The organism is Myxacorys chilensis (genome assembly GCF_059505265.1).
This window is the reverse complement of record NZ_JCACKG010000144.1, coordinates 1-7,056: the sequence shown is the minus strand read 5'-3', so window position 1 is coordinate 7,056 and position 7,056 is coordinate 1. Positions and strand designations below refer to the sequence as shown.

The window sequence follows — 7,056 nt, the reverse complement described above, 5'->3', positions numbered from 1 at the left end:
GCATTGGCTCAACTTACAACTGATATTTTCATCCGCTTAGAGTGACCAAAGAGGGTTATATCTTCTTACAAGAATCGATTAGTGTCAGTTTTACTCAGCACACCATACAAATCAGGGAAAATTGCACACGAAATCCCATCTCACTTTTCCGAAAGGAGTGCAAGCTCAAACAATCTGGATGGGATAACTTGGCGATCGCTCAATGCCTATCGCAGCGTCAGGTAAGCGACCGAAAACTCGATTAATTTAGTCAACTCGTAGAGAGAAATTGCGCCAGGTGAGGTGGCATTGGCTGTGTATGAACAAGCTGCTCAGTCGCGAGGTATTCCAGTTCTTCAAAGGTTGATTGTCGCCCTAAAGCCTCGTTGCGATGAGGTTGATGACCAAACCGTGCAATGACATTCCGCTGGTGGCGCGCCTGCGAAGCAGAGAACTCTAACAACGCACGATGGTCTTGGGGTGCTTTCTGCACGAGCGCGTCTGCGCAAGCGATCGCCAGTTCCAGTTTCTTCAACTTCTCAGAATGCCCCAACGGCAGGAAGAAGAACGTCTTCTCATAGAGAGTCTCAAGCGCTGCGTAGTGACCCACATCGATTCCTTCAAGCGTCAGCGCGCATGCCTTCTCATCCTGTGCAAATGCCTGAGCCGTTCCCCGGTAGATTGTTCGTGAGAACTGGTCAAGAACGAGAATCAATGCCAACCGAGATCGTGGCTCACGCGACCAATCATCTAATTCACCTCGTGTTGCCCGCTCCAACAGTGATGGGAAACGCTCGATTATAGCGGTATCCATGCCTCCGCGAAACCAGCGTTGCCACTGACGAACAATGGTTACTTGATCACTGTCTGATTGGAGGGGAAACCAGAATTGCAGCACCTCTTCATATTCAGTTTGCATGGTGAACCTTCCTGTTTGCAACCGCAGCAGTTAGAAATTGCTTCAACGCCAGTGGTTCCATGAAAGCGAGATATTTGTCAGCAAACGCAGGTGGTAACAATTCCATCAAAACGCGATTTTCGAGCCAAACTTCAATCACATCAAAAAAACCGCTTCGTTTCACACTCCGCCAATCTTCACGAGCCGCGATCGCTTCAATCTGCGCCTCACTGATCGGCACCGAAATCGCGGCGTGAGTAGCCGTGTAAGTTGATGCATCAGGGTTGGGTCTAGGTTGAAAGCCATTTTCTTCAGCACCAGGGATGAGTTCGGTACTGAACGGATGCACATCAACGGTCGTTCCATAGGAGTCAAGAGGAACAGCAACGTAACTGTCGGGAAAGCTAGCAGCAGGAAAGGGAAAGGATTCTCCCTGAAATAATTCTGCTAAAACCTGGGCAACATGCTGTGGATTGTGAGCCGTGATGGAAAAATGGTGAATCATGGTAGAACCTCCAAGAAGTAAATAGTCCTGCTGTCTGTGCGCGGGTAAGCATGCTAACAGTAGAATGATTTGTTTTTTATGCTTTTCTAGCTCGATCAAGCTGACCATACCGTTCGATGTAAAATTCCTTAGAGTGGGCGCTCGATGTCACAAATTCGTGGTTTGCGACGGCTTCCCACAATTGCCTCAAGCGATCAGGTGCGGTTGGTAATTGCACTCCAGATATACACGGGCAAGATCGGTAGGTTATGCAAAGTCCTTCTACGATCGCTTGCGGAGCGGAGCGCGCACAAATATGACAAGGATGGCTAGAACGTTTTCTCACACGCTTCGACTTTCATCAGTATTGTCTCAACTTAATGGAACAATTTCAAAAATCGGCACGATGATCTTTGAGTAGCTACGATTCCATAGATTATGCAGCAGGTGTCAACTCAGCAATTTCTTGCCAATCTTGAATTCGTTGGCTCATCTGTTCACGGTAGCGGTGAGCAGTTAGTTAGTGGTGTTTGGGATAGAAATGATCTCGAATTGGTCCAAAAGCAGAGAGAAATCGTTGCGCTTGTCCAGGTAACTTAAACTTTCGCAAATGATAAGCTCCACCTTACCCGCACTATTTTTCCAAGCTGCAACAAGCTGTTTGCCAAACTCAAGTGCAAGTTGGCAAACAGCTTTATAACCTCTCGACAATTTTTCTATTACTGCCTACACCATGATAGCGTTCATCACTACAGATCCCGAATGGTTGAAATTTGGAGCAGCGATCTGCGTGAATAAAGAGTAGACATGCTAGACAGCTTTGTTCATCAATCTCACGTCCATATTCGCCGGTGTAAATCGCTTTGAATCACCAATTTGATCAAGCTCCCAGCCTCGCGATTGTCGAGATACGTGTGTAGCGGAGTGAGATCGATCTGTTGATCGCGCTCATTGAAGTTCTCCGGAGCCAGCCCCAATAATGACAACTTTCATGGCTACCCTCACAATCCAGGTAGGGTTTGGGCAAACAGAGCAGCAAAGTCTTTGGTGACCGAAGCGGAAGAGTCTTCCACGGGTTTAGAGATCAGGTCAAACGCCTTGTTTCTGGCTCCAGGCTCTCGGAGGGCCTGTACAGCAACTTCTGCCACATCTGCCCTGGGAATGGAAGGAGGAATTCCGTTGGGAGCCTGGGTCAAAAATACATCATGCTTACTGACCAGCAATTCCCGCATTCCACCCGGTTGATCCAGTAACCCCCCGGCTCGAATGATGGTGTAGTCAATCCCGGAGTCGATCAAGTATTCCTCTGCTCGGCGCTTCCACACCAGAATATTGCCTTGGCCGAGTTGATTGAGGGGGTGATTCAACTGGGTGCCTCCCATCGAACCAACCAGCACAATCCGTTCCACCCCGGCTGCGATCGCGGTATCAATCTGGTGACGCTGACCCTCGTAGTCGATCACTTCTGGCAGACCACCTGGTTCAAACTCAAAGGTGGGACGTTCTCCGGGTTGGGGAGGGGTGGTCATGCGGGGGCTGGCACTGGTGAGAATGATGAGTGCCTGACATCCTTTGAACGCTTGTTCCAGGGCAGCTTTTTCCTTGATATCCCCCAGGAGAAAGCCCTCCGTTGAGCCGAATAATTCCTTGACCTTAGACGCGGAGCGAGCAAACCCGATCGCCTCAAACTCCTCTGGGTGTTGCCACAACTTTTGCAGCGTCAGAGAACCCGTTCTTCCGGTGGCACCGGTTACTAAAACCCGTTTCAATCCCATGAGCTTGCGCTGACCCTAAACGACTATGACCGTTCTGTCCTCACTTAGTGTAGAACGAGGATAGAACTTGCTTGACGGTCAGCCCAACCTCTTGTTCATGGAAGGCGGTAAAGTTGGTTCTGTTGCAATGTTTTAAGTGACAAACGAACGAGTCTCATTCGTATTGCTTTAAGCAACAATGCCAAAGATTTCGTTGGTGAAAGCTTTCGTACCAAATCACATCCAGACGTTGCACTTTGCGGCAAAGTGCAACGTCTGTTGCATTTAAGTGATCCACAATGGTTTTGTAGAAAGATCCTTCATCACGATTAAGGACGGGAAATAAGGTGAAATGAGGTGCAACAACGTCGTTAATACAAGAGATCATGCTGTCTACACGACTAAATTTTCTCTAGCTCGTCCGCCGAAAGGGTCGGATAGTTTACGACCAGCAAACTTCTAGACATTGTTCACCTCATTCATGCGATCTAATCGATCATACTGCCACTAACGGCGCAGCTAAGTCTGGGGTAATTCGGCTTGCCAGTGCCACGCCCCCCGTTACAGTTGTTCCAGTGGGCAAAGTAGGCTCTCCGGTGAGGTTAGTAGGATAGCTAGAACCATTGAACCGCAGGCGACGATAAGCAGGTGCGAGTCCACCGCCAGCCGTGTAAACAATCAGATCAGGATAGCCGTTCGTTCTTTGATTGCTAATAATGACAGGTTGTTGCACCGCTGGAATTCGAGAGATGACGCGATATCCGGTTTCCGCTGCTTGCATCACGAGCATCGTACAACCTCCAGTTCCACAAACTTGGCTGCCCATGAGGTAAACCAACATTATTCCCCTGGAACCTGTGCCATCGAGGTCGAGGGATTGGAACATATAGCGGATACGATCGCGAAATCCCACGTTCAATGCACTGCGAATTCCCGCTTCAATTTTGGCATCGATTTCCATGAGCCAAGGGCGCGGGCGAATTTGAATCGTCACGCCATTCGTCACTGGAAGCGGAATTGTAAAAGGACTGTACAAGCGTACTAAATCTTCACGCACCCAACCCGTTTTCTGTTTGGCCTCAATGTGAAACCAGCGATAGTCTTCCTCCAGGATCGGGGAGCGTCCTAAAATCCTGACGGTCTCTTCGGATCGAAGGGTTTGAATCACGGTAGCCGTGAGTTCGGGCGTTTCCCGAAGATTAATTGCACTGCCGGGGATGCGGGCAACGACCATTCCAGAGCGAAGTGCACTCCAGGTTTTAGGACCGACAATCCCATCTGCTGCAAGTTCAACAGCTTGTTGAAACTCGATCACCTGGGCTTCTGTGTTCGCACCAAAGCTTCCATCGACCGTCAGTCCTGCCCCTCGATAGTTAAGTGAGGTTTGTAGTGCCTTAACGCTGTTCCCGGTTGCACCTCGTCTTAGCGTCGGATCTGCGGATATAGATACCACTTCGTTCATCATTGTCATTAGAGTTCTCCTTAAGCTGTTCGCTTGATATCGTTCAAGATAGAGAATAATCGGGGAGAACTAGAGGAGAAGAATTACAGCCGTTTTCAGACGACTAAACCCAATACTTCTCGGTTAAGGGTGAAACTGATAGATTACAGGATGTACCATCCCTTTGAGCCCCTGCATGACGCAACTGCGAGAATTTAACCACTCAACTGCGCCTAAACATCCATTCGATCCAGCACGAGATTAGCTCCCTTGCGAGTGGGCAGCAAAAGAAGCGCCACAATCTTCGCACTCAGCATGGGAGGGCACGAGTATCAATCAATTAAGCCACTCCTGATTCATACTCATGCCCTCTCCACTTCTGCACCGCTCAGTTCGCACTTACGTCAAGGCTGTCTTATTCATCCTGCTCGCTGCCACTGCAACGACATTGACTTTTGTGGCTCGACCCTTGTTCCATCTGGTGCAAACTGCCCGAAGCGATCGGGATGAAAGAATTCCCTTACCCTCGGATTTTGTCGATGATGCCAGTCGCCTGAATCAAACGCGCATGAAGACGGTCAAGATTTCAAGTGATTTAGCGATCGCAAAATTGCAACTGAGACAGATGCTGAAAGAGGCAAAATCACAAGGCAAGAAGGTGATGACTTCCGGTTCGCGCCATACGATGGGCGGTCAGACTATTTTTCCCAACGGCATCGCGCTAGATATGACCCAATTCAATCACATGCGATTGAATTCAACGACAAGAATTCTCACCGTGCAGTCTGGTGCAACTTGGTCGGCGGTGATTCCTTACCTGAATCAACACGGCTTCTCTGTGGCCGTGATGCAGTCGAACAATGATTTTTCGATCGGCGGCACAATGAGCGCAAACGCGCATGGATGGCAGCACGATCATTCCCCGTTTGCCAGCACGATTGAAAGCTTTGGGTTAATGCTGGCAGATGGAACAGTCGTCCATTGTTCTAGGCAAGAGAATGCAGAACTCTTTTCCCTCGTCTTAGGCGGATACGGACTCTTCGGCATTGTTCTAGAAGTCAATCTCAAAGCCGTGCCAAATCAACTCTACGTAGCACAACGCACGGTCATTCCAAGCCGCGATTACATTAAGACGTATCGCAGTCAGGTTTCCTCTAAAACAGGGATGGCGTATGGGAGGTTGTCGATCGCACCAGAACGTTTTTTACAAGAAGCAATTTTGACGGTTTACGATTCGGCTCTTGCTGCACCGCCATCGTCCCTCGCAACTTCCTCAGAGCCGGGACTTTCTCGCACTGTGTTTCGCGGCAGTGTTGGCAGTGACTACGGGAAATCGCTGCGCTGGCAATTAGAGAAGATGAGCGGTGGAGAAGCGGGAACGGAAGTCTCTCGTAATCAAATTTTGAATCGTCCGTCTACACTGTTCGAGAATCATCAGCAGGCAAAGACAGAGATTCTACACGAGTATTTCATTCCACCAGAGTCCTTGGAGCAATTTTTGGAGAAATGCCGCCAAACTATTCCGGCACACCAAGCTGATTTGCTGAATGTCACGATTCGGAATGTACATCCTGATTCCGATAGCTTTCTGCGGTATGCCGATCAAGAAATGTTTGGCTTAGTGATGCTGTTCCACCAATCTCGCACTGGGGGTGAAGATGCCAAAATGCAAGCACTGACTGAGGAACTAATCGAGGCGGCGCTTGCAGTTGGGGGACGATACTACTTACCCTATCGGCTTCATGCGACTCCTGAGCAATTCGAGCGCGCTTATCCACAAGGACGTGAGTTCTTTCAACTCAAGCGCAAATATGACCCCTATCAACTGTTCCAAAATCAGTTTTACACCAAGTACGGCTTACCTCAAGGTCGCAGGGCTGATTCATCGGAGGAAGGAAAAGAGGCGAGGGATATCATGAGCCAGATGGCGAATGGCTTTAGTCATTGAAGCAAAGCCCTGCAGTCGAAATAAGTTGATGACGATTGTGCGGAGGATGGCGAAATTGACGGGGGCATTGCCGTCACACAAGGGAGCAGTATCCTCGGCAAAGACGACATCTTTTGACCAGTGCAAGCGGTTTTCAATCTGCCAATGCTCTCGGATTCGGCGACCAAACTCAGCGGCATTGTTGGCTCGTGAACTGATGTAGAACATCGTTTCGCGCCCTGGTTCGACGCCGCGAACTCTGGTGCGCTCTACCCGAATCAGGCGCTGAACTCCAGCCCAAACTGCATCTAGTTCTGTGACTGTTTCTAAAACGTTAACGGTGCGTTGAGTGAGGCGGTTTCTGATGTGCTCAATTTGCTCATCCACGCTGTCTGGGCTGTGATGCTCAAAGTGGGTCTGAATGAACTGATACAGTTGTTGATTCTTTTTACAGCAATCACATAGTCATTGCCACTGCTGCTGAAAGTGTCAGAATTGAAGCTTCAAAAAGTTTAAAAACAAGGCTGTATTAACAACGAAAAGGAATGCTTCCTGAATCCTTTCGGTTAAGCA

The 7,056-nt window shown here is 49.1% G+C and carries 5 protein-coding genes and 1 pseudogene; 1 reads left to right on the top strand and 5 read right to left on the bottom strand.

Annotated elements, in window-relative coordinates:
• Window positions 1-250 precede the first annotated feature (250 nt).
• The 4 genes from AC5JLB_RS10620 to AC5JLB_RS10605 all read right to left on the bottom strand — a co-directional run bounded on the left by AC5JLB_RS10620 (window position 251) and on the right by AC5JLB_RS10605 (window position 4,586).
• On the bottom strand, window positions 251-898 hold the full coding sequence (locus AC5JLB_RS10620) for a DUF924 family protein (RefSeq protein WP_495873803.1): 648 nt from the start codon (window positions 896-898) through the stop codon (window positions 251-253).
• The gene (locus tag AC5JLB_RS10615; RefSeq protein ID WP_495873802.1) at window positions 888-1,382 is read right to left on the bottom strand and encodes a hypothetical protein; all 495 of its coding nucleotides are present in this window, start codon (window positions 1,380-1,382) and stop codon (window positions 888-890) included. The genes AC5JLB_RS10620 and AC5JLB_RS10615 overlap by 11 nt, the downstream gene beginning before the upstream one ends.
• A gap of 980 nt (window positions 1,383-2,362) precedes the next feature.
• On the bottom strand, window positions 2,363-3,136 hold the full coding sequence (locus AC5JLB_RS10610; protein WP_495873801.1) for an SDR family oxidoreductase: 774 nt from the start codon (window positions 3,134-3,136) through the stop codon (window positions 2,363-2,365).
• 475 nt (window positions 3,137-3,611) lie between these two features.
• Window positions 3,612-4,586 carry a COG3650 family protein gene (locus AC5JLB_RS10605; RefSeq protein WP_495873800.1) on the bottom strand — a complete coding sequence of 325 codons (975 nt, stop codon included), beginning with the start codon at window positions 4,584-4,586 and terminating at the stop codon, window positions 3,612-3,614.
• A gap of 334 nt (window positions 4,587-4,920) precedes the next feature.
• Between AC5JLB_RS10605 and AC5JLB_RS10600 the strand changes: the two genes are divergently transcribed.
• Complete coding sequence (locus AC5JLB_RS10600; protein WP_495873799.1) at window positions 4,921-6,504, top strand: FAD-binding oxidoreductase; 1,584 nt, start codon at window positions 4,921-4,923, stop codon at window positions 6,502-6,504.
• Here the strand turns inward: AC5JLB_RS10600 and AC5JLB_RS10595 are convergent.
• A pseudogene (locus tag AC5JLB_RS10595) lies at window positions 6,439-6,921 on the bottom strand (ISAs1 family transposase); the annotation flags it as partial. The gene AC5JLB_RS10600 and the pseudogene AC5JLB_RS10595 sit on opposite strands and share 66 nt — an antisense overlap.
• Window positions 6,922-7,056: the final 135 nt, after the last annotated feature.

Excerpts from the sequence above, each read along its gene's own strand:
- AC5JLB_RS10620 (WP_495873803.1), bottom strand. The coding sequence starts at position 898 with ATGCAAACTGAATATGAAGAGGTGCTGCAATTCTGGTTTCCCCTCCAA.
- AC5JLB_RS10615 (WP_495873802.1), bottom strand. The coding sequence starts at position 1,382 with ATGATTCACCATTTTTCCATCACGGCTCACAATCCACAGCATGTTGCC.
- AC5JLB_RS10610 (WP_495873801.1), bottom strand. The coding sequence starts at position 3,136 with ATGGGATTGAAACGGGTTTTAGTAACCGGTGCCACCGGAAGAACGGGT.
- AC5JLB_RS10605 (WP_495873800.1), bottom strand. The coding sequence starts at position 4,586 with ATGACAATGATGAACGAAGTGGTATCTATATCCGCAGATCCGACGCTA.
- AC5JLB_RS10600 (WP_495873799.1), top strand. The coding sequence starts at position 4,921 with ATGCCCTCTCCACTTCTGCACCGCTCAGTTCGCACTTACGTCAAGGCT.